This window comes from Caballeronia humi, assembly GCF_001544475.1.
In the GTDB taxonomy this organism is placed as follows: Bacteria; Pseudomonadota; Gammaproteobacteria; order Burkholderiales; family Burkholderiaceae; genus Caballeronia; species Caballeronia humi.
Window position 1 is genome coordinate 1 of record NZ_FCNW02000180.1, and the last position, 1,394, is coordinate 1,394.

General features: G+C 59.8%; 1 protein-coding gene. It reads left to right on the forward strand.

The window, feature by feature from the left end:
• Nucleotides 1-116 precede the first annotated feature (116 nt).
• Nucleotides 117-1,217 (forward strand): IS110 family RNA-guided transposase, encoded by a 1,101-nt coding sequence (locus AWB65_RS34895; RefSeq protein WP_374729784.1) that lies wholly within the window; start codon nucleotides 117-119, stop codon nucleotides 1,215-1,217.
• Nucleotides 1,218-1,394: the final 177 nt, after the last annotated feature.

Here is a 1,394-nt window from a genome sequence, read left to right on the forward strand (position 1 = left end):
TTTCTGCCAGATAGATGGAATGGCCGCCTCCCGCCTTAACGGTCCGTCCGGCGCGGTCTCGCTTCCGGAACGTGCGACATTGCGGATTCGGCAGTCCTGCCGCCAAGGAGAATCAGATGGAACCCACGATCATTGCCATCGATCTGGCCACGCGCGTCTTCCAGATCCATTTCGTCGATTCTGACACCGGCGCAATCCACAGCAAGGTTCTTAAGCGCGCGCAGCTGCTACCGTTCTTTGCCAACCGGCCTGCGTCGCGTGTAGTGATGGAAGCCTGTGGCAGCGCTCATCACTGGGCACGGCAGTTGGCGCGTCTTGGCCATGATGTGCGGCTCATTGCAGCCCAGTTCGTGCGGCCGTTCGTGAAGTCCAACAAGAACGACGCTGCGGACGCGGCGGCAATCTGGGAAGCTGCGCAGCGTCCTGGCATGCGCTTCGTGGCCGTCAAGACGGAAGACCAGCAGGCCATGCTCGCGCTTCACCGGATGCGGCAGCAACTCGTGCGGTTCCGCGTCATGCAGGTCAATCAGCTGCGCGGTCTGCTGTACGAGTTCGGCGTCGTCCTGCCGCAGGGCCGCCGCGCCTCGATCGAGGCCGCCAGAGCGGCACTCGCAATGCTGGGAGAACAATTTCCGGCGATGCTCACGGAAAGCCTCCAGGACCAGCTTTCACGAATGCTCGTGCTCGACGAGCAGATCGGGCGCATTGAGCAGCGTATTGTCGAATGGCGACGTAGTGACGAAGCCTGTCGACGCATCTCGGAGATTCCTGGAGTCGGTCTGCTCACAGCCACCGCCGCAGTGTCTGTCATCGGTCAGGCGAAGAACTTCCGTTCTGGGCGCGAGTTTGCGGCTTACCTCGGCCTGGTGCCACGTCAGAACAGTTCGGGCGGCAAAATCAGGCTGAGCGGCATCAGCAAACGTGGCGACGTGTATCTACGAACACTACTGATACACGGTGCCCGAGTTGTCATCTCAAGTTCGAAGCATCTGCCCGAGCGATTGCGCCTTCTGTTGACGCGACGTCCTACGAACGTCGTCGCTGTAGCACTGGCCAACAAGATGGCGCGAACGATCTGGGCGCTGCTGGCGTACGGGCGAACGTACCAGATAACGCCAGCGAGTAACCAGGCTTTCAAGGCATTTACCCTCATATCCGGTTGCACAGGTGTATTGAAAGATGGCAAGACAGGTTGGACCGCGCAAGGGCAAGCCTGAGACATTTCTCGGACCTTGAGTCCGTCCAGTTAGATTAGGACCTTTGCGGCGAAATCCATCGGGGCCGGCGGGCACGTCCCGCGATCGAGTCCGGATATAAGTCCGCAACCACCCTCCTCGCCTCTAACAATATCGCCTTGCAAATGGGAGGCGACCATATAAGAAATGTCGGGTTTT